Annotated in this window: 19 protein-coding genes; 2 read left to right on the top strand and 17 right to left on the bottom strand. The window is 68.9% G+C overall.

Annotated features, from left to right (window positions below; translation table 11 throughout):
* Positions 1–4 precede the first annotated feature (4 nt).
* The 17 genes from AB0I52_RS27235 to AB0I52_RS27155 form a co-directional block, all read right to left on the bottom strand.
* Entirely contained in the window at positions 5–1,243 is a 1,239-nt protein-coding gene (locus AB0I52_RS27235) for a lytic murein transglycosylase (RefSeq protein ID WP_363076906.1), read from the bottom strand.
* A gap of 22 nt (positions 1,244–1,265) precedes the next feature.
* Positions 1,266–2,021: a hypothetical protein gene (locus AB0I52_RS27230; protein WP_363076904.1), complete on the bottom strand. Its 756-nt coding sequence runs from the start codon at positions 2,019–2,021 to the stop codon at positions 1,266–1,268.
* Between the two features lie 41 nt (positions 2,022–2,062).
* The gene (locus AB0I52_RS27225) at positions 2,063–2,593 is read right to left on the bottom strand and encodes a hypothetical protein (RefSeq protein ID WP_363076902.1); all 531 of its coding nucleotides are present in this window, start codon (positions 2,591–2,593) and stop codon (positions 2,063–2,065) included.
* A 75-nt stretch (positions 2,594–2,668) separates the two neighbouring features.
* The gene (locus tag AB0I52_RS27220) at positions 2,669–3,343 is read right to left on the bottom strand and encodes a hypothetical protein (protein ID WP_363076900.1); all 675 of its coding nucleotides are present in this window, start codon (positions 3,341–3,343) and stop codon (positions 2,669–2,671) included.
* A complete protein-coding gene (locus AB0I52_RS27215) occupies positions 3,340–3,861 on the bottom strand; it encodes a hypothetical protein (protein WP_363076898.1) in 522 nt (173 codons plus the stop codon). The genes AB0I52_RS27220 and AB0I52_RS27215 overlap by 4 nt, the downstream gene beginning before the upstream one ends.
* Positions 3,858–5,120 carry an MlaD family protein gene (locus AB0I52_RS27210; RefSeq protein WP_363076896.1) on the bottom strand — a complete coding sequence of 421 codons (1,263 nt, stop codon included), beginning with the start codon at positions 5,118–5,120 and terminating at the stop codon, positions 3,858–3,860. The genes AB0I52_RS27215 and AB0I52_RS27210 overlap by 4 nt, the downstream gene beginning before the upstream one ends.
* Positions 5,117–6,277, bottom strand: coding sequence for an MCE family protein (locus tag AB0I52_RS27205; RefSeq protein WP_363076894.1), 1,161 nt, complete (start codon positions 6,275–6,277; stop codon positions 5,117–5,119). Before AB0I52_RS27205 ends, AB0I52_RS27210 begins: the two co-directional genes overlap by 4 nt.
* Entirely contained in the window at positions 6,274–7,389 is a 1,116-nt protein-coding gene (locus tag AB0I52_RS27200) for an MCE family protein (protein WP_363076892.1), read from the bottom strand. The genes AB0I52_RS27205 and AB0I52_RS27200 overlap by 4 nt, the downstream gene beginning before the upstream one ends.
* 1 nt (position 7,390) lies before the next feature.
* Positions 7,391–8,410, bottom strand: coding sequence for an MCE family protein (locus AB0I52_RS27195; protein ID WP_363076890.1), 1,020 nt, complete (start codon positions 8,408–8,410; stop codon positions 7,391–7,393).
* Positions 8,407–9,438 carry an MCE family protein gene (locus AB0I52_RS27190; RefSeq protein WP_363076888.1) on the bottom strand — a complete coding sequence of 344 codons (1,032 nt, stop codon included), beginning with the start codon at positions 9,436–9,438 and terminating at the stop codon, positions 8,407–8,409. The genes AB0I52_RS27195 and AB0I52_RS27190 overlap by 4 nt, the downstream gene beginning before the upstream one ends.
* A complete protein-coding gene (locus AB0I52_RS27185; protein WP_363076886.1) occupies positions 9,435–10,742 on the bottom strand; it encodes an MCE family protein in 1,308 nt (435 codons plus the stop codon). Before AB0I52_RS27185 ends, AB0I52_RS27190 begins: the two co-directional genes overlap by 4 nt.
* Positions 10,742–11,545: an ABC transporter permease gene (locus AB0I52_RS27180; protein WP_363029835.1), complete on the bottom strand. Its 804-nt coding sequence runs from the start codon at positions 11,543–11,545 to the stop codon at positions 10,742–10,744. Before AB0I52_RS27180 ends, AB0I52_RS27185 begins: the two co-directional genes overlap by 1 nt.
* Before the next feature lie 3 nt (positions 11,546–11,548).
* On the bottom strand, positions 11,549–12,397 hold the full coding sequence (locus tag AB0I52_RS27175) for an ABC transporter permease (RefSeq protein WP_362952542.1): 849 nt from the start codon (positions 12,395–12,397) through the stop codon (positions 11,549–11,551).
* Positions 12,394–13,389, bottom strand: coding sequence for an ATP-binding cassette domain-containing protein (locus AB0I52_RS27170; RefSeq protein WP_311302047.1), 996 nt, complete (start codon positions 13,387–13,389; stop codon positions 12,394–12,396). The genes AB0I52_RS27175 and AB0I52_RS27170 overlap by 4 nt, the downstream gene beginning before the upstream one ends.
* 642 nt (positions 13,390–14,031) lie before the next feature.
* A complete protein-coding gene (locus tag AB0I52_RS27165) occupies positions 14,032–14,991 on the bottom strand; it encodes a hypothetical protein (RefSeq protein WP_363076883.1) in 960 nt (319 codons plus the stop codon).
* Positions 14,992–15,031: 40 nt separating this feature from the next.
* Complete coding sequence (locus tag AB0I52_RS27160) at positions 15,032–16,507, bottom strand: DUF6801 domain-containing protein (protein ID WP_363076881.1); 1,476 nt, start codon at positions 16,505–16,507, stop codon at positions 15,032–15,034.
* Between the two features lie 143 nt (positions 16,508–16,650).
* Entirely contained in the window at positions 16,651–17,295 is a 645-nt protein-coding gene (locus tag AB0I52_RS27155; RefSeq protein WP_363076879.1) for a hypothetical protein, read from the bottom strand.
* Between the two features lie 1,299 nt (positions 17,296–18,594).
* Between AB0I52_RS27155 and AB0I52_RS27150 the strand changes: the two genes are divergently transcribed.
* Both AB0I52_RS27150 and AB0I52_RS27145 read left to right on the top strand, forming a co-directional pair.
* Positions 18,595–19,809 (top strand): helix-turn-helix domain-containing protein, encoded by a 1,215-nt coding sequence (locus AB0I52_RS27150; RefSeq protein ID WP_363076877.1) that lies wholly within the window; start codon positions 18,595–18,597, stop codon positions 19,807–19,809.
* Between the two features lie 219 nt (positions 19,810–20,028).
* Positions 20,029–20,292, top strand: coding sequence for a hypothetical protein (locus tag AB0I52_RS27145; protein WP_363076875.1), 264 nt, complete (start codon positions 20,029–20,031; stop codon positions 20,290–20,292).
* The last annotated feature ends 37 nt before the right edge of the window (positions 20,293–20,329 follow it).

The following is a 20,329-nucleotide window of genomic DNA, read 5'->3' as shown; positions in this document are numbered from 1 at the left end:
GGGATCAGTCGGCGGCCGGCGGCAGCGAGGGCGTGGTGCAGGGCTCGGGGGTCGTGCTCGGATCGGGTGACGGCGACTGAGTGGCCCCGGTGGTGTCGCCCGGTTCGGGCGACGGGGAGTCCGTCTCGCAGCCCGGAGCGGGCTTGGTGGTGCTCGGGTCGGGGTCCGGGCTGGTGGACGGGCCGGGGCTGGTGGACGGGCCGGGGCTGGTGCCGGGATCGGGGGTGGCGGATCCGCTGTCGGTCGGATCGGGCGAGGAGCCCGGGTCGGTGGAACCGCCGGGGTCCGGGGAGCCCGAATCGCCGGGCGAGGGGGCCGGGGACGTCGGGGCCTTGGTGTGGCCGGGCTGCGGGCCGACCTCGATGCCGCCGCCGTTGTCGTCGCCCGGTCCGCCCACGGGGTGCTTGGGCTCGTCCGGGCTCCCGGCGCCGGGGCTCCTGGGCACCGGGCCCTGCCCGTCGGTGACCGGATGGGTGCCCTTGCGGTAGAACTCCAGCCAGGACAGCACGGTGCGCAGATACGTGTCCGAGTGGTTGTAGCTCAGGATCGCCCGGTCGAGATCCGCCCGCACCCTCAGATCGCGCGGCCCGGCGCAGAGGTAGGCCCCGGCGGCCAGCGCCGCGTCGTAGACGTTGCTCGGGTCACTGCGCCCGTCACCGTTGCCGTCCCTCCCCCAGTGCGCCCAGGTCGAGGGGATGAACTGCATCGGGCCGACCGCCCGGTCGAAGGTCTTGTCCCCGTCGTACGCCCCGCCGTCGGTGTCCGGGATGTCGGCGAATCCCGCGCCGTTGAGCACCGGTCCGAGGATCGGTGAGAGCGTCGTGCCCTGGGCGTCGACCCTGCCGCCGCCCGCGTGCCCGGACTCGACCTTGCCGATGGCCGCCAGTAACTGCCACGGCAGCCCGCAGCCCGGGTCGCTGCGCCGCAGCGAGCTCTCCGCCTTGCGGTAGGCGGCGAGCACCGTGGCCGGAATCCCCGCCTCGGCCCACGAGGCGGTGACGGCCCGGCTCTGCTTGACGCCCGGTTTCGGGGGCTCGGGGCTCTTCAGCGGCGGCAGTTCGGTGTGGTACGAGTCGTCGTTGGGTACCTCCGACCACCTGACCTCGTCGGTCTCCTGGCGCTGTTCGTGCGTCTCCTGGTGCGCCACGAGCCCCGGTCCCTGGGAGGCGGTGAGCGCCGCCATCGCGGCGACGGCGGCTGCGGTTCCACCGAGTCCGCGGCGCATGGTGCCGTTGAACCTCATGCGTGCTCTCCTCTCTCCCGGGTCACCGGGAGAACGTGTCGATGGCCGATATCCGCCAGGTGCCGCCCCGGCGAACCGCGTCCACGGCGAACATCGCCGCGGCATACGTCGTCTCCTGCGACTTGCCGGTACGGGTGTTGCTCTGGTCGGCGAAGACCAGCAGCCGGGCCCGGTCGCCGTCGAGCAGCTCCACACCGCTCTCGGTGACGGTCGTGGTGAGGACCAGCTTCTGCTTGGGCGCCTGCGCCCGTACGTCGGCGAGCATGTCCTCGTGCTGCTGTACCGCCTTGCCCACCAGGTAGGTCTTCACCGCGGTGTCGGCCTTGGCCGGCGAGGCGTAGTTGTACGAGAACACCGCGCCCACCGCCTCGGTGATCTGGCCCTTCACCTCGCTGCTGCGGCCGATGTCGGTGAGGGCGGTGTTCTGCCGGCTCGGGTCGTCGCGCAGACTGCCCGCCGAGGTGAACGCCCAGGCGGCGAAGGAGCCGAGAAGTACGGTCAGGACGCACAGGACGGCGGGCAGCGAGACCCGGAGACGCAGCGGCCGCCCGGACGGCGGCTCCTCCTTCTCCGCCTTCTCCTCCGATTCGGGATCGCCTCCGGTTTCGGCTTCGGGGCTGTCTTCGCCGGCCGCGGTGGCACTCTCCTGCCCGGACTCGCCGGGCTCGGAGTCCGGCTCGGCGGGCCTGGGGGCGGTGGCGGTCGTGGCGGTGCGTTCCGTCGCGGCGACGGTGGCCAGGCGGCGCTGCCGGTTGACGAGGTGACGGGTCGTCGACATGTCCGGGGAATCCTCTCGGTGCGGGGTGGGAGTCGGTGGCGTCAGCCGGCCGTGTTGCCGACGGGCGCCTGACCGAGGGCGCTGAGCTTCCACCCCTCGGAGGTACGGGTGAGCTGCCCGAGCATCCGGCTCTCCTTCACCGCGGGCTTGCCCTTCGGCGCGGTCACGGTCACCCGCAGCGCCACCATGACCCCGGCCCGGCCGGCCCGGTCGTCGAGCTCCGTGACCGCACCGGACAGCACCTTGGCCGTGCTGACGGTCTTGGCCTCCTGGATCTGCTTCACGAACGCGTCCCGCCCGTCGAGGAGTTGCTGGTGCAGGTCGCCGGTGGTGGAGTCCTCCCAGCTGTCGAGCCCCTTGGCCAGCTCCTGGTGGTCGAGCGTGTTCATGTTCTGCACGGCCTGCTCGCCCGCGGCCAGCGCGTCGTCGCGGGTCTGCGCGTACGCCGCCGAGTCGTCGTGCGATGCCTGGTACCGGGACACTCCGCCCCAGCCCGCCGCGCCGGCCGCCGCGACCGTCAGCACGATCGCCGCCGCCACCAGCGGATTCCTCGTCATCCGTACCCGTGCCATTGCTGCCTCTCCCTGCCGGCCGGCCCTGTGCTGTGCCGTGCTGTGCAGTGCTGTGTTCGGTATGTCCGTACCGCGCTATCTGGAGGTGATCTCGATGATCGTCCAGCGTCCGTCCCGCAGTTGGGCGGTGACGGACAGCTGCGCCGCCGCCGTGCTGGCGGTCTTGCCCTGGCGTTCGTAGACCTGGTCGAGGAAGACGAGCAGATGTGCGCTGTCGTGGCTCAGCCGGGTCACCCCGGCGCGTACGACATGGGTGGTGAGGGTGAGCTTCTGGTCGGCGGCCTGCTTCTCGACCTGGCCGAACAGCGCCGCGTACTGCTGGAGCGCCTTGCCCGCCAGCAGTTGTTTCGCGGACTCCTTGGTGACGGCGGTGGCCGAGGGGCTGTAGGAGAAGACCTTGCCGAGCGCGTTGGTGACATCGCCCGCGACCCGGGTGGTCGCCTCGCTGTCGGTGAGCGCCGTGTTGGCGGTGGCCGGGGTGTCGCGCAGCTGCCGGCCCATGACGAAGAGTCCGCCACCGGCCGCGAGCAGCGCCACGACCAGTACCCCCGCCACGAGGCGCAGCCGGCGGCGGCCCGTGCCGGGGGCCGGTTCGTCCCGCCCGGCCCCGGTCCGCGCGGACTCGTCCGTTCCGGGGCCGTCCGTTCCGGGCTCCTGCGGGTGTTCCCCGTCCCCGGGCGCCCCGAGTTCCCCGACGTCCTCCACCTCCGTGCCGGTGGTCACGACCGTCGTCCCTCCCTGCCGCTTCATGTGCCGCTCCTGACCGGTATCGCCGTCAGTGCCTTGACCTTCCAGCCGTCCTCGGTCCGGGCGAGGGTGGCCTCGAAACGCTTGCGTTCGGCGCCGCCCTTCCCGGTGCGCGGAGTGACCTGGACATCGACGGTCGCGATCATCTGTGCCGTACCGGTCCGGTCATCGAGTGCGGTGAGTGCCGCGTCGGTGACCTTCCCCGTCGCCGTGGAACCGGACTTCGTCAGCTCGCGCGCGTCCTTGGTCCGGGTGCGCTTCAGCTGTTCGTGCAGCGGTCCGGTCGAGGACCGGAGCCAGCTGCCCAGACCGGCGTCCACGCTCTTGGCGTCCTTGCCGTCCAGGCTGTTGAGCCGGGCGAGGTGCGCCTTCCCGTCGGCCAGCGCGGTGTCCCGGCTCTTGGCGTACGCCAGGTCGTCGTCGCCGCGCGCCTGGGCGTACGACCAGGCGCCGAGCGCGCAGATCAGTGCGGCGGCGAGCAGTGCGGCCCAGCCGATCGATGTCCTGGTACGGGATGTCATGAGCTGCCTCCCTGGCCGAGACCCAGCAGACCGGCCATGCCCTCGGCGGCCGGGGCGGTGTCGGGGACACCTAGCGCCCCGGGAAGCCGGTCCGTCGACGTGTCGTCGCCCAGGAGCATCGAGCCGGGCTTGGCCGGCGGGGGCAGTGCCCCGCCCTTCGGCGCGTTCGCGCTGCCCCGGACGTTGACGCCCGTTCCGGGCGAGGAGGCGCAGCGGGCCTTGGTGTTGAGCGGGGGGCCGGCCGTGACGTCGAGCCCGTTGCGGTAGGTCGTACCGCCGTAGCCCGAGGTGCAGGGCAGCGGCTCGAAGAAGGTGACGGACATGCCGAACCGGGCACCGTTCTCGTCGACGGCGCTGGAGCCCACGGCCGCGACCTCGGGGACCTTCACCAGCAGTTCCTCCAGTCCGCGCTGCCGGGTGACGGCGACGTCCGAGGTGGTGAGGAGGTTGGCGACGACGACTCCGAAGCTCGGGTCGAGGTCCCGCAGGAGTCCGCTGATCTGGCCGGTGGCGTCGGGGGCGACCGCGATCAGCTTGCGCAGGTCGGTGTCGGACCCCTTGAGTTCGGCGGCCAGTTCCTTGGCGCCGGACGCGAAGCCCTTGAGCGCGTCGCCCTGTTCGGCCTGGGTGCGCAGTACGGTCTCGCCGTCGATCATCAGCCGGGTGTTGACGGGCAGTGCGTCGTCGGCCGCCTGGACGAAGTCGCTGCTGGTGTCCAGCAGTACCTGGAGGTCGTCGCCGCGCCCCTCGAAGGCAGTGCCGAACTCGTCGACGACGGTGCGCAGGGATTCCAGGTCGACGGAGCCGGCGAGGTCGTCGACGCTGGTGAGCACGTCGGTGACGGGGGCCGGGATCGTGGTGTCGGCCTGGTCGATGACGGAACCGTTCGCCAGGTACGGGCCCTCGGTGCGGGTCGGCCGCAGGTCGATGTACTCCTCGCCGACCGAGGAGAGGTTGGCGACCACGGCTTTCAGGGCGTCCGGGATGGGCGGGGAGTCCTTCTCGATGCGGAGTTCGGCCTCCACGCCGTCGTCGGTGAGCTCGATCGGCCCGACCCGGCCCACGGACACGCCCCGGTAGGTGACGTTGGAGTGGGTGAACAGGCCGCCGGTCTGCGGGAGCTGGACCTTGACGGTGTAGTAGCTGCGCATCCCGACGTAGTGGCCGAGGTCGGCGTAGCGCACCCCGAGGTAGCCGAGGACGAGCACCGCGATGATCAGGAAGGCGATGTTCTTGAGCCGGATGGCCAGGGTGATCATCGGGTGCTCCCCTTCGTGGCCGGTCCCGTGACCGAGGGAAGCGGCAGCGGCAGTGCCGCGCCGGACTTCTGGGCGGTGCTGCCCTGAACGGCCGGGGGTGTGGTGCCGCCCGGGTCGAGCGGCGGAATGATCTGGGTGCCGGGCAGGGCCGTCACGTCCAGGTAGACATTGAGGTAGTCACCCTTCACGCCGCTCAGCACCTCGTCGGTGAACGGGTAGGTCAGCAGCACCTGGAGCGAGTCGGGCAGATCCTGGCCGGAGTCGGCGAGGGCCTGGAGGGTGGGAGTGAGGGCCTTGAGGTCGGCGACCATGTCGGCCTTGCTCTTGTTCACCGTGTCGACGGCGACGGTGGAGAGCGTGTCGAGCGAGCGCAGCATGGTCATGAGCGAGCCGCGCTGCTTCTCCAGGACCTTCATGCCGGGGCTGAGCTTGGTGAGGACGGTGCCGACGTCCTGTTTGCGGGTGGCGAGGGTGGCGGACAGCCGGTTGACGCCGTCGAGGGCGTCGGTGATGTCCCCTCTGTGGTCGTCCAGGTTGGTGACGAGGGTGTTGACCCGGCTGAGCATGGAGCGGACCTGGGGTTCCTGCCCGGCCAGTGCCTTGTTGAGCTCGGTGGTGATGGTCTTCAGCTGGTCGATACCGCCGCCGTTGAGGAGCATCGACAGTGCGCCGAACACCTCCTCGACCTCCGGGTTCCGGTTGGTCCGGGTGAGCGGGATGCGGTCCCCGTCGGCGAGTGCGCCCTTGGCGGTGCCGGACGCGGGGGGCGAGAGCTGGATGTACTTCTCGCCGAGCAGGCTGGACTGCTCCAGGTGCGCGTACGCGTTCGCGGGGAGTCTGATCCCACCGTTGACCCGCATGGTGACCTTGGCGTTCCAGCTGCCCGGGGCCAGCGAGATCTTGGTGACACGGCCGACGGCCACGTCGTTGACCTTCACCGAGGACTGCGGGGCGAGGCTGAGCACGTCCCCGAACTCGGCGGTGATCTCGTACGGGTGGTCGCCGAGGTCCGCGCCGCCCGGCAGCGGCAACTGGTCGATGCCGGTGAACGTCGGCAGGTCGACCGTGGTGACGATCAGGGCCAGGCCGACGGCCACCGCCAGCACGGCGGCGACGCCGGTCACGCGGGCGCCGGACCGGCGCAGGACGCGGTTCATCGCTTCGCCCCCTTCTTCTGCGTGACGGTCTTCTCGGGGGTGCCGTAGACGGTGCCCACGGCGGGCAGCGGCAGCGAGGGCAGTGCCTTCTGGCGGGCGGCGTCCACGGGCGAGAGTCCGCTCAGGCCGGCGGACTCGTCCGTGAGCGGTCCGCCCATGGAGAGTTCGTTGAGGTTGGTACGGCCGTTGATGGTGCGGTTCAACGGGTCGTAGGCCTTGATCACGTTGTCCGCGGCGAGCGGCAGCGTGTCCATCGACTCGGCGAGCGAGGCCCGCTGGTCGACCAGGGTCTGGGTGATCGGCACCAGGGCGTCCACGTTCGCCTTCAGGGCGCCGCGGTTGTCCTTGATGAAGGTCTTGACCTGGCCGAGGGCGGTGCCCAGTTCCTTCAGGGCCGCGCTGAGGTTCTTCTTGTCGTCGGCCAGGAATCCGGTGACCGAGTTGAGCTGTTGTTCGGCCTCGCGGACGTTGCCGTCGTTGTCCTTCAGCATGGTGGTGAAGGTCTGGAGGTAGGACAGGGTGTCGAAGAGGTTCCCGCTGCTCTTGTCGAGGGTCTTCGTCGCCTTGCCGAACTGTTCGATGGAGTCCCCGATCGCCCTTCCGTTGCCGTCGAGGTTCTTCGCCCCGGTGTCCAGGAGCTTCGCCAGCGCGCCGTCGGAGTTCGCCCCGTCGGGGCCGAGGGCGGTGGAGAGTTCCGTGATGGAGGCGTACAGCTGATCGACCTCGACCGGGGTGGCGTTGTGCGAGGCGGGCAGTTCCGCCTCGTCCGCCAGTACCGGTCCCCCTTCGTACGCGGGGGCGAGTTGGACGTACCGGTCGGCGACCAGGCTGGGGGCGACGACCACGGCGTGCACGTCCTTGGGAACCTTGACGCCCTTGTCGACGCGGAGCCTGACCTCGACCTCCTCGCCCTTCGGCCGCACCGACTCGACGGTGCCGACCTTCACTCCGAGGATCCGCAGGTCAGATCCGGCGTACACACCGGTGGCCTGGTCGAAGTAGGCGGTGACCGTCGTCTTCCCCTCGTCGTCCATGGCCATCACGCCGGAGGTGGCCGCGACAGCCACGACGGCGAGTCCGGCGCCGATGCCGACGATGCGCGTGAGTCTCATGTCAGCGGCCGCCTTGCTGCTTGGGTGGCATGCATCCGGTGGCCGGGGGCGTGCCGGCGGGGAGGTAGTCCCTCGGGACGACCCCGCAGACGTAGTTGTCGAGCCAGCGGCCGTTGCCGAGCGTGTTGCCGACGAGCCGGTTGTAGGAACCCGCCAGCGACAGCACCTTGTCGAGGCTCTTGCGGTTCTTGACCAGGACGGCGGTGACCCGGCCGAGCGAGTCCAGGGTGGGCTTCAGCTGCTTGTTGTTGTCCGCGACCAGGCCGGTGAGCTGGGTGCCGAGGTCCCGGGTGCCGGTGAGCAGCAGATGGATGGAGTCGCGGCGGGCCTGGATCTCGCCGAGGAGCAGGTTGCCGTCCTCCAGCAGGGTCTCGAAGCTGCTCTTCTTGTGGGCGAGGGTCCCGGTCAGCTGCTTGCTGCCCTTGAGGAGCGTGGCCAGCTGGGCATCCCGCTGGGAGACGGTCCTGGAGAGTGCGGAGAGCCCGTCGGCGGCGCTCTTCACGTCGGGCGGCGAGTCCTTGAAGGTGGCGGAGATCGTCTCGAAGCTCTTGGCGAGCTGCTTGGTGTCGATCTCCCCGAAGGTCTCGCCGAGCCCGTTGAACGCCTGGGTGACGTCGTACGGGGAGGTGGTGCGGCTCGCGGTGATGCGCCGGTCCGGGTCCTGGGGCCCGGTGCCGAGCGGGTCGACGGCGAGGTACTTGTCGCCCAGCAGGGTCTTGATGGCGATGCCCACGGTGGAGGAGTTGCCGATCCAGGCGTCCTTGACCCGGAAGCTGACCTTGACCTTGGCGCCGTCGAGCGAGACTCCGGTGACCTCGCCGACCTTGACGCCGGCGATCCGTACCTCGTCGCCGTCGTCGAGCCCGGCGGACTCGGTGAAGTCGGCGGTGTAGGTGGTGCCGCCGCCGATGAAGGGCAGCGAGTCGGCACGGTAGGCGCCGAAGCCGATGAGGGCCAGGACGAGGAGTCCGGCGATGCCGATGGCGACGGGGTTGCGTTCCCGCAGGGGTTTGATTCTCATGCCAGGCACCTCGGCTGGGTGATCGCGATGCCGGTGGGCGGCTCGCTGCCGTCCTCGGTGCTCACACCGCTGACCTTGGCCTCGCAGAGATAGAGGTTGAGCCAGGACCCGTACGAGGCGAGCCGGCCGATCGCCTCCATCTTGGCGGGGGTCTTCTTCAGGAAGTTCTCGATCTGCGGAGTGCCCTTGCCCAACTGGTCGGAGAGTCGGCCGAGTTCCTTGATGTCGTCCTTGAGGGGCTTACGTCCGTCCTGGAGCAGGTCGGCGGTGACGGTGGTGAGCGCACCCATCGCGGTGACTGCCTGCCCGAGCGGTTTGCGGTCGCCCGAGAAGCCGGTGACGAGCTGCTGGAGCGTGTCGACGAGGTCGTTGAAGCCGGCCTCCCGGTCGTTCACGGTCTTCAGGACCGTGTTGAGGTTCTTGATCACCTCACCGATCACCTTGTCCTTGGCCGCGACCGTGGAGGTCAGTGAGCCGACGTGCTGGAGGATGCTGTCGACGGTGCCGCCCTCGCCCTGGAGCACCTGGACGATGGAGCCGGCGAGCTGGTTGACGTCGGGCGGGGACAGTCCTTCGAACAGCGGCTGGAAGCCGTTGAAGAGCTGGGTCAGATCGAGGGCCGGTGTGGTGCGCGAGAGCGGGATGGTCGCTCCGGCGGCGAAGCTCCGGCCGACCGGTCCGGCGCCCTGGTCGAGGTCGATGTAGCGCTGGCCGACCATGTTGAGGTACTTGATCGACGCGGTCACGGAGGCGGGGAGGCTGCGTCCCTTGCGGACGGCGAAGCCGACCTCGGCGCGCCGCCTGTCCGCGACCCTGATCGACTCGACCTGCCCGACCTTGACTCCGGCGATCCGTACGCTGTCGCCGACGATCAGCCCGGTGGCGTCGGTGAACCTCGCCTTGTACGTGGTGGTGTCACCGACCCCGGTGTTGGCGATGGACAGTCCCAGGACGGTGGTGGCCAGGACGGTCACCAGGATGAAGACGATCGATTTCGCGAGCGGTCCCGCGAGGGAGCGGCGCTTCACTTGAGCTTCACCTCCGCGCCGCGGAAGGCCGGACCGATGAGCACGCTGCTCCAGTCGGGCAGGGTCTGCGGCTGGACTTTCAGTGAGGGAGCGACCAGCTCGTTGACGAGCCGGCTCTCCTGCGGGGAGTTGGGCATGCCGAGGGAGGTGTCCGTGGCGCCGGTGCCGGTCTGCTCGTCGGCGGCCGGCTTGTCGCCGGGGGCCGGCGAGGCGGCAGCGCGTCCGGCGGCCGTCGGCTCGGTCGTACCGACGTACGGCACGGAGTAGCAGTGCGGTCCGCCGGTCGCGTCGTAGACCGGGGTGTCCTTGCCGGGCACGTACTTCCCCTTGGACTTCACGGACTTGACGGTGACGTGGAGGCCTGGCTGTCCGGTGCCCTTGCCGAGCGCCTTGTCCATCGCCGGGACGAATCCGGCCACGGTCCGCAGGGTGCAGGGGAATTCGTCGGAGTACTTCGCGAGGAGTTCCAGCGTCGGCCTCCCCGTGGCGGAGAGGCGGATGAGGTTGTCCTTGTTCTCCTGGAGGAACGAGGTGAGGTCCTGCGCGGAGGAGGTCGTGGATCCGTAGAGGTCGGCGAGCTCCGCCTGCTGGTCGGCGAGGGTGCCGCTGGTGGTGGTGAAGTCGGTGAGTGCGTCCAGGACATCCGGTGCGGCGTCCCCGTACACCCTGCTCACCTTGACGAGTTCCTTGATGTCGGCGTTGAGCGTGGGGAGTTGGGGGTTGAACTTCTGGAGGTGCGCGTCGAGCCTGACGAGGGTGTCGCCGAGCTTCTCGCCGCGTCCCCTCAGTGCCTGGGAGACCGCGTTGAGGGTGGCGGAGAGCTTCGCCGGCTGTACCGCGGTCAGCAGCGGCAGGACGTTGTCCAGGACCTCTTCCAGCTCGATGGCGTTGCTGGAGCGGTCCTGCGGGATGACGGCCCCGGCCCGCAGTGTCCGCGCGGACGGTACGGCGGGCGGCACGAGCGCCACGAACCGTTCGCCGAACAGGGTGGTGGGCAGCATCTGGGCGGTGACGTCGGCGGGGATCCGGTCGAGCTCGCCGGGTTTGATCGCGAGAGTGAGGCGGGCGCCCTCGCCGTCGGCCGAGATGTCGCGGACCTGGCCGATGACGACTCCGCGCAGCTTCACATCGGCGTTGTCGTGCATCTCGTTGCCGACGCTTCCGGTCCGTACCGTCACCGTCGCGTCGTCGGTGAAGTCCTTGTTGTACACGGCTATCGACACCCAGATGAGTACGGCGGGCACGAGCAGGAGAGCGACTCCGGCGAGTCTGCGGCGGGCGGTGCGCGTGGTCCGGGAGTTCATCAGCCGGCCACCTTCACCGTCGTCGTGGCGCCCCAGATGGCGAGCGAGAGGAAGAAGTCGGTGACGCTGATCAGCACGATCGCGTTCCGCACCGACCGGCCGACCGCCACTCCCACTCCGGCGGGGCCGCCGGTGGCGTGGAAGCCGTAGTAGCAGTGCGCGAGGATCACCATCACGCTGAAGATCAGCACCTTGAGCACCGACAGCAGTACGTCCTGCGGAGACAGGAAGAGGTTGAAGTAGTGGTCGTAGGTGCCGGCCGACTGCCCGTTGAACAGGACGGTGACGTAGCGGGAGGAGACGTAGGAGGAGAGCAGTCCGATCGCGTACAGCGGGACGATGGCGACGACCCCGGCGATGATGCGGGTGGTGACGAGGTAGGGCATGGACCGCACGCCCATCGCCTCCAGGCCGTCGATCTCCTCGTTGATCCGCATGGCGCCGAGCTGGGCGGTGAAGCCCGCGCCGACGGTCGCGGAAAGCGCGAGTCCGGCGACGAGCGGGGCGATCTCACGGGTGTTGAAGTAGGCGGAGATGAACCCGGTGAAGGCGGCGGTGCCGATCTGGTTGAGCGCCGCGTACCCCTGGAGGCCGACGACCGTACCGGTGGCCAGCGTCATCGCGATCATCACGCCGATGGTGCCGCCGACGACACCGAGGCCGCCGCTGCCGAAGGCGACCTCGGCCAGGAGCCGCTGCACCTCCTTGAGATAGCGCCGCAGGGTCCGGGGGATCCAGAGCAGTGCCCGTACGTAGAAGGTGAGTTGGTCACCGGATCGGTCGAGCCAGCTGAGCATCGACATCGGTCAGCTCCCCTTCGCGGGGACGATCTGGAGGTAGATCGCCGTGAGGATCATGTTCACGAAGAACAGCAGCATGAAGGTGATGACGACGGACTGGTTGACCGCGTCCCCGACCCCCTTCGGCCCGCCGCGCGGGTTGAGGCCGCGGTAGGCGGCGACGATGCCCGCGATGAAGCCGAAGATCAGGGCCTTGATCTCGCTGATGTACAGGTCGGGCAGCTGGGCCAGGGCGGAGAAGCTGGACAGGTAGGCGCCGGGGGTGCCGTGCTGGAGGATCACGTTGAAGAAGTAGCCGCCGAGCGTGCCGACGACGGAGACCAGTCCGTTCAGCAGGACGGCCACCAGCATCGTCGCCAGTACCCGCGGGACGACGAGGCGCTGGACGGGCGAGACGCCCATGACCTCCATCGCGTCGAGCTCCTCGCGGATCTTGCGTGATCCGAGGTCGGCGCAGATGGCCGACCCGGCGGCCCCGGAGACCAGCAGCGCCACGATGATGGGGCTGGCCTGCTGAATGACGGCGAGGACGCTGGCGCCGCCGGTGAACGACTGGGCGCCGAGCTGCTGGGTGAGCGAGCCGACCTGAAGTGCGATGACCGCGCCGAACGGGATGGACACGAGGGCTGCGGGCAGGATGGTGACGCTGGCGACGAACCAGAACTGCTCGATGAACTCCCGTACCTGGAAGGGCCGGCGGAACGTCTCGCGGCACACGGTCCCGGCGAGGGTGAAGAGCCTGCCCGTCTCCCGCAGCGGGGCGAACAGCCGGGTCGGGCGTCTCTCCTCGGGCGCCTTCTCCGGCACCCGGTCCGCGGGCGGCTCGGGGGGCCGCACCGGCATGGGGGCGGTCACGGGCGTCCACCGCCGGCGGCGGGGCTGTAGCTGTTCAGGATGGCCGTACGGGCGGCCTCCGGCAGCTGCCCCATCATCGACATGACCCGCTCCCGGCGGCGCAGCGCGCCCTGCCGTACGGGCAGGCCCGGTGAGGGCTCCAGCTGCGGGACAACGGTGCGCGTGGCGTTGGCCGAACTGATGCCCTGCCCGTAGCCGTTGACCTCCTCGGCCGCGAGCGTGGCGGCGTCCTTCTCCTCCGACATGCCGATGGGCCCTTCGCGGCGGCCGGACAGGAACTGGGAGACGACGGGCAGATCGCTGGTCAGCAGCACCTCGCGCGGCCCGAAAGTGACGAGGTTGCGGCAGAACAGCATGCCCATGTTGTCCGGGACGGTGGCCGCGATGTCGAGGTTGTGGGTGACGATCAGCATCGTCGCGTCGATCTGCGCGTTGAGATCGATGAGCAGCTGGGAGATGTAGGCGGTGCGGACCGGGTCGAGCCCGGAGTCCGGCTCGTCGCAGAGAATGATCTGCGGATCCAGGACGAGGGCGCGGGCCAGGCCGGCCCGCTTGCGCATACCGCCGGATATCTCGCCGGGCAGTTTGTCCTCGTCGCCGAGCAGTCCGACGATATCGATCCGCTCCATGACGATCCGGCGGATTTCCGATTCCTTCTTGCGGGTGTGCTCACGCAAGGGGAAAGCGATGTTGTCGAAGAGGGACATCGATCCGAAGAGCGCACCGTCCTGGAACATGAGACCGAAGAGCTTCCTGGTCTCCATGATCTTCCGTTCGGGACTGTTCACCATGTCGACGCCATTGATGAGCACGCGCCCCTGCTCGGGCTTGAGCAGACCGATGAGGGACTTCAGGAAGACGGTCTTTCCGGTACCGGAAGGACCGAGCATCACACTCACCTCGCCGGCGGGCAGGGTAAGGCTGACGTCCTGCCAGATGTTCTGCTTACCGAAGGATTTCGTAAGGCCTTCAACGACTACTTCGATTCCCATCGGCCCTCCCTCGATATGTCGGTGAACGAAGTCATCTGTCAGCGCTCCGGCTCTGAGAAATCCAATGGCGGCTCGTCACACATGCACCAGGAGGCGCACGTTATGTCCGTCGAAACCGCCAGGACAAGCCGTTGAACAGCGGAAATCGACGAACTAGGTGCTCGGTGTGGATCACTTGTCACCGAGTGACAAAGCCGCGCACCGGCTTTGTCGGAATCTGCGCAAGATCTCCGGCGTGCGAGTCGGGGCCCTCGGTCCACGGAGGCCGGAGCCGCGAGACCCCGACAGCGGGAGCGCCGCCCCCGGACCGAGGGTTCGGGGCTGAGCATTCCCGGTGCGAAATCCGGGTCAAGGGGGGCGCGACCAGGACTCCATGTGCGTCGGACGAACAGTTACGGACGCGTTTCCGTAACCCTCACCCGGGACGCTACGGCCCGGTAACCTGCCTTCGCAATAGCGGTCCCGGAACTTTTTACACGTCCATTGACGGCCGTGTTGTTTTTGTACGGAGGTGAGTAAAGGCCCTCGTACGGTTATCGACAAGTGAGTCGTTCCCGGTCGACGCGCCATGATCGCTCACGCATGCCTGCGCCCCGCCCGGAGCGGCATTCCGGGCGGGGCGCGGGAATGGAGAAGTGCGGACTACTGGGCCACACCTATGTGCCAGTTGTCCGAAAGCACCTGGCCGGCGTGGGGTGCGGCACTGCCGGGGAGGGCCAGCCCCGCCGTGTAGGTGGCGGTGTCGTTCAGCACCAGGTGGTTGTTGCCGGCCGCCGAGGGCAGCGCGGTCTTCAGGTTCACCGCCCAGTTGAGCTCGCCGAGGGTCAGGGGGCCGCAGCCGCTCACCCCGGGGACGGCGAAGCCGCTGTCCCCCTGGTCGTTGCCGGTCAGCGAGAGGCGGTTCAGCAGACCTGCGGTGTTGGGTGCACCGTCGGCGTCGAAGCGCTGGCTGCCCAATGCCGGAACCGAGAGGTTCTGCGGACGCAGGACGACCGGGCTGGACGTGGTCCCGATGTAGCACTTGGACCCGAGGAAGGTGTTCTGCAGGTGAATCCGGATCGGAATGTCGACGATCGTCTTTCCGCTCTGCATCCCCGCGGTCAGGTCGAAGTTGCTGGGTGTCCCCGCCGACTCCACCGTGGCCACGACCCGGTTGAGACTGCTGTCGGCCAGCTGACCGCAGATGCCCGAGACCACCGGAATGCCGCTGGGGCACATGAGCCCGAGCAGGCCGCCGGGGATGTCCGTGGGCGCCCCGACGATCGCTCCGCCGGCCGGCGCCACGATCTTGGACGCACCGGTGGACGCGTTGCGGACCACGCCGAACTGGAGATCGTTCGCACCGGTCGTCGCCTCGGTGTTGCCGAGCTTGATGGAACCGCTCTCGGAGTGCGAGGACACGCATATCGCGATGTCCGTCGTACCGTCAGCGGCGAGCATCGCCGGGTCGTCGACCGGACACCGGGCGAAGGGACCCCAGTTGCCGCTCATCGCCTGGGCCGAGGCGGCGCTCGCCGGTGAGGTGCTCAGCGGAATACCGACGGCCACCGCCACCAGCGCGGCGAGCAGAGCGGGTCTGACACGTTTGTGGGCAGCACTCATTGATGGTCCAGCCTTTCTTGGAAGCGGGGTGGCAGAGCCCTCAGCGTTCGGGGGTGGGCTTCTCGGGCTCCGGGCAGTTCGCCGGAACGCCTTCGACACACAGAGGGGACTGCATCATCTTGGTGAAATTGCCTTTGCCGGACACCGAAGCCGTGAAGAGGCTGTCGAGGTCCTCGGTGACCCCGCATCCGGCGAACGGTGGCACGTCCGAGGTGCCGGTCAGCGGCCCTCCGGTCTTCACGGTGTACCCGACGGGGCCGTTCGTGCCGGTACTCCCCTTGCCGACGAGTGTGAGCTCCATCGGTCTCACGGCGCGGCAGTTGGCTCCGACGTCCAGCGGTTCCCCGTTGACGACGACGTCGTAGAGGCGTATCCGCAGCATGGCGACAGCGGTCGTCGTCTCCTTGTACTGCTTGGTGTCGGGATCGGGGGCGGAGTCGCCGAGTGTGCCGATGTCGACCGTGCCCTCGAGGCTGAGCTCAAGCTTCCCTGTCGTCGGCATGAAGCCGAAGGTGAGGAAGGTGGCCGTGGCCGGCGGCATCTGCGGTTTGCCGTGGTAGTCGAGTGTGCCGTCGGTGGTGAGCCAGCTCTTCACCCCTGTCGGGCACTGGAGGAAGGAGACGGACGTGTTCAGGTTGAGGCGGAGCAGCCCGGGGTCGCTGAACTTCGCGGCCCCGTCCAGTTTGTTGACGTTGGAGTACCCCGCCATGTAGCCGTGCGCGTCCTTCGGTTCCTGCACGATCGGCCCCATCATCACCGTGCAGTCGGGGGGTATGTTCACCTTCCCCAGCACGGCCTTCGGGTCGTCCTGGGCCTTCGGTTCGCCGCTGGAACCGACGCTGTTCCTGGACGTCCCGGGTGTGCCGGGAGAAGCGCCCGGTCCCGGCGACGAGGTCCCGCCGAGCGGGGGGACGTCCACGTCGGCCAGCTCCGCGCTCTGGTCGGGGTCGATCGTGCACGCGAGGGCGACGGGAGGCGGGGCGGCCGGCTCGCCCTCCGCGGCCCGGAAGGCGAGGCCCACGTCGAGGTGCCCCAGTGCGAAGCCTATGGTTCCGCTGGACCTCGGAGTGATCGTCGGCACGTCTCCGGCGGCTCTGAATTCGAGGTCGCCCTCGGCGGGAACCGACCCTTCCGGGATCTCCAGTCCCTGCCAGGGCACCGACGTCGTCTCCCCCCGCTGCGAGACGTCCGCCACCACACTCACGGACCCCGAGACGAGGGCCGAGTCGATCCCCGGCAGACCGGAGACCGCTGAACGTGGCAGCGCGAAGGAGAGCCCCACATCACGGACCTGGATCGGAGATCCGATGTCCGCGGTGAGCGGCAGCTCCGCCTTGACCGTCACCTCGACCGGTACCGAGCCCGAGGGCGATTCACAGGTGTAGTCGAAGTCCGCCTCGGCCACCCGGGTGTCGGCGGCTTCCCCGGTACCCGTCATGAGGCCGGTCATCAGGGCCAGCGCGCCGACCGTCGCGACCCGTGCGGCGCGCCGCGGATCGCTCGTCCTGAATCTCATCTCGCCTCAACCTGCCGTCGTCTCGGTGCTCAGCACTCGTCCATGGGATACGGATGGCGAACGGGCCGCCGCCGGGGAAGGGTTGCGGAGCAGAATCGAGCTCTGCTCCGCAACCCTCCCCCGGTACGGGCGACCCGACGCGGTTACGGCGAGGTGATCGTGATCGGCGTGACGAGCTTGTACGTCGCGTCGAAGGTGGCCGCGTCACCGGCGTTGAGCAGCCCACTGCAGTTGGTGGCGCTCTCCACCTTCAGACCGGCACCGTTGTTGATGTCGAGTTCACCGGTGGAGTTGGTGTAGGTGACGTTGCTCGCGGAACCGGTGATCACCGCCTTGCAGGTGCCGAGGATGGTGTCACCCGTCAGGTTGACGCGGACGCCCGACAGGGTTCCCTTGGTCACGCCGGAGCTGTAGGTGCTCCCGTTGACGCTGATGGTGGAGCCCGAGGCGAGCACGGCCGTGAAGGAGGAGCCGAGCGGTCCGGGGCACGGGCTGGCGGACGAACCGAAGGTCGCGGCGGTGATCTTCGCGAGGCCCGTACCGGTGGCGTACGTCCCGCTCGTCGCGGTTCCGCTGGCGGACGCCGTCGAGCAGTCCACCTGCTGGCTGGTGACGGTGTCGATCAGAGTGGCCACGGTGCCGGACTTGAGCGAGGCCGAGAAGGTGCCAGTGGGGTTGGTCACGGTCCACGTCGCGAGTGCGGTGGCCGAGGCCGACGTCGTGGCAAAGCCGAACGCCGCCGCGGCGACAGTGGTGGCGAACAGCGCTCGCTTGAGGGTGCTTCTCACGGAACTTACCTCCGGAATGTGGAGTTGGACGTACCCGATTGCCTTGCGACCGCACCCGGCGAGGGGCTCGGCACAAGGGCGGCTCAACATCATGGAACGCAGAAGTCGATGGACTCGACTGCGTGATCGAACTCCGTGCGGATCGAACGTTACGAGCCAGTAGCCCAACGCTGCAATACCCGGCACAGAAATTCCCCGAGCCTCTCGATATAGCCATTCCGTCTTAGCGATAACTCAGCAGATCGCCACGATTTTCTATCCGAAAGTGAGTAGTTGTGCGGAGGTCCGCGGGCCGGCACCGCCTCCACACACTCACCTGAGGCGTAGCCACCGGAGCGATGAGCACCCCTCGCGCGACCGCCTACCCACCGGTAAGATCGTCGATCTCGCCACCGTACGCAGCCCGACGGTCTCCCGGTACGGCGCCGCTGAACTGGGCGGAGCCACCCACGGCCGTCGCGCGGGCGCGCAGGGCGCGTACCGCCGGGCCGGCCCCTCCCGGCGCCATCCACCGAGCCCGTCGCCCGCACACCGTGACGGTGCGCCAGGCACCCCCGGGCACCGTGCCCGGAATCCTGACACGGACGACTCGATATCCGTTCACACAAAGGCCCTTAACGTCGCCGGGGACCACAGAAGCATTCGTTTCGGGAATTGAATTACTCTTCGCAGTCCGCCACGACTCCGCCGGCCACCGCACCGGCTCGGCCGAGGCCCCGACGGCCGCGGGCAACCGCATCCGGCCCACCGCCGTCGGACCGGCCGGACCCTCCGGAAGGAGCAGTGCGCGGCGCACCTCGGCGAGGAAGGGCCGGGCCGCGCGCTCCCCACGTCGTACGCAAATGACATGTCCGCACCATGAGTCATTCAGCCACGCCGAATCCACCCACAGGGCAGAACCGGAACTCACCACTCCACAGGCTCCCCCGGATGCCCCACCCCATGACCGGCGACACCACGGCCCGGCAGCGCCTTCGGTGACAGGCGTCGGAGGGACGGAGCAATCAGCACCCGCGGACACACACGTCGGCATTACCCACGGTTACTTTCTTGTCTCCTCGGAACTAAATGTCCGAAAAATATTGTCCGGAAGTGAGCAGTCACTCCCCACCTGCACCGGAGCGGCACAACGAGGCCGAGATGTGTGCCCCCTGCACTTCGATCTTGCGCAAGTGGTGGGCACAGCAGCTGACTTGGTCTATCTTCATCGCGGACTTGGTACGCACCTGTCGGTTCGTGGGAGCGCTTTCCCCCACTGCCTCACCCCCCACCGGGCACTGGAGAGCAAGGGGACACTTCATGCCGAAAGTCATTTCGCCATTGGACACGGGGGATCCGCTGGGACCGCTTCCCCAGGAATTCGCCGCGATCATGCGGCCCGAACTGCCGAGCCTCATCAAGGAGATCGGCGTCGAGGTCACGCGCGCCTATCCGGAATACGCACGCCTGCTCAGCGGACCCAATGGCCAGGCCATTCGCGTCGGCGTCGAACAGAGCCTCTCGTCATTCGTGGACCTGGTCGCGGAGCCGTCCACCTCGACATCGCTGCGCGACGACATGTGCCGCCGGTTCGGACGGTTCGAGGCCTATGAAGGCCGCACCATGGAGACGCTTCAGGGCGCCTACCGGCTCGGCGCCCGCGTCGCGCTGCGACGGGCGAAGAAGGTGGGCCGGAGCTACAACTTCTCGCCGACCCTGATGCTCAGTTTCGCCGACGCGCTCTTCACCTACATCGACGAGCTCGAATCCCTCTCCCGCGAGGGCTTCCTGGAGGTGCAGTCACAGACGGGCGAGCAGGGCGAGGCGATGCGCCGGCGCCTGCTGCACCTGATCCTGGCCGGGCGCCCCGTCCCCCGTACCGCCATCGCCGAGCTGTGCGAGCAGACCGGGTGGACACTGCCCGACGAAGTCACCCTCGTCGCGGTGCGCGCTCCCGCCGGACTCGACCGGGTCAGTGCCGACCGCGACCTGCTGGCCGATCTCAGCGATCCCCAGCCGCACTTACTGATCCCCGGACCCCTCGACGACGCCCGAAGATCCATGCTGGACCAGTCACTCCTCGGTACACGCGCCGCGATCGGGCTGACCGTCCCCACCGCTCTGGCCTCGGACTCGATCCGCTGGGCCAGGAGGATCCTCGAACTCGTCGACGCGGGCGTCATCGACGACGCGCCGTTCGTCCTGTGCGAGGACCACCTCATCACCCTGTGGCTGCTGTCCGACCCGGTCCTCCTGGACCAGCTCGCCCAGCGGGAACTCGCGCCCATCGCCGGAATCAGCGCCAACCGCCGGGAGCGGCTGGTCGAGACGCTGCGCATCTGGCTCGACACCCGCGGCACCGCGGCCCACATGGGCGAACTCCTCGATGTGCACCCGCAGACCGTCCGCTACCGCATGCGCAACCTGGAGTCCATCTTCGGCGAGCAACTGATCGACCCCGAGAGCAGGTTCTCCACCGAGGCGGTGCTGCGGGCGCTGCAGTTGCAGGCCCGGAGCCGGGAATCCGTCCTGTAGGAGTACCGCAGAACGGCTTCCGGCCGGATCACGGCCCTCGCGTCGAGTCAACTTACTTACGGGTAAGGCGAAATACCCGGTCACTCCCAAACGGTTGCCACACGGAGACGTTCTCAACGAGAAACGCGGAACCGCGTCCCGTACACATGGAGAAGTCGGCCGCCCACCCGGCGGCCGCACCGCACGACCTCCTGGCCACCATTCGAGAGGGAACACCCCATGACCGCCTCGCACCTGCTCGTCCCCGTGCCGATTCCGGACCGGGTCGCCGCACTGATCGGGTCCTGCATCCCGCCGCACATCCTGGAGGCGGAGTTCGACGCCGAGCGCGCCGCGCGCGAGGTCCGCAGGTTCCGCGGTCCCCGGCTCGACATCGAGGACCAGGCCGACCGCGAGCAGGCCCTGTCGGAGCTGGCCCGCGCCAATAAGCTCCTGGCCGCGCACCACCCCCTGCTGAGGATCCACCCCGGCAGCGCCTGGTGACTCCCCCGCGGTGCGCCCGCGCTCGCACCGCCTTGCG

Origin of the sequence: Streptomyces sp. NPDC050423 (assembly GCF_040655445.1) — a bacterium.
Classification (GTDB): domain Bacteria; phylum Actinomycetota; class Actinomycetes; order Streptomycetales; family Streptomycetaceae; genus Streptomyces.
Note: the sequence above shows the minus strand (reverse complement) of the source record. Positions and strands in the feature narration are given on the sequence as shown.